Raw genomic sequence first — 453 nt, forward strand, 5'->3', positions numbered from 1 at the left:
CGCGGCCCGTCCTGGCATGGTCTATTTCAGGCGGATCGTGACGCCACCGACGGCAGCCGACACTTCCGCGCCAACCTTCGGACCGCTGAGCTGGAGAATGACGCCATTGCCGTTCTGGAGCTGAACGGCGCCGGCACCGGCCGCGACCGCCCCGCCCGCACCACCGACGACGTAAGACCCCTCGATGGAGGCGGGTCCTTTCAGGTTGAGGGCACGGCCAACCAGCTTGGTCGTGGAGGCGCCGATCGTGAAGCCGACGCTCATCCCTGAGACCGTGAACGGATAGCGCTTGCCACGCAACAGCAGAACGCCCTCCCCGCCACCAACTCCCACGATGAAGCCACCCTTGGTGAATACCACCGCAACGTCGCCGGTTTCAGCACGGAGCGTCGTGCTGAAACCGGCGACACCGGCGAGGAGCGTGATCGCGGCCGCGTAGCTAAAGGACTTTTT

1 protein-coding gene is annotated in these 453 nt (G+C 65.6%); it reads right to left on the reverse strand.

The window, feature by feature from the left end; translation table 11 throughout:
- Nucleotides 1-21: 21 nt before the first annotated feature.
- The coding region (locus tag AACY52_RS31165; protein ID WP_339561517.1) for a hypothetical protein at nt 22-453 on the reverse strand (432 nt) is incomplete at its 5' end.

The sequence above is a fragment of the Pseudomonas sp. EA_65y_Pfl1_P113 genome, from assembly GCF_963970525.1.
In the GTDB taxonomy this organism is placed as follows: Bacteria; Pseudomonadota; Gammaproteobacteria; order Pseudomonadales; family Pseudomonadaceae; genus Aquipseudomonas; species Aquipseudomonas tritici.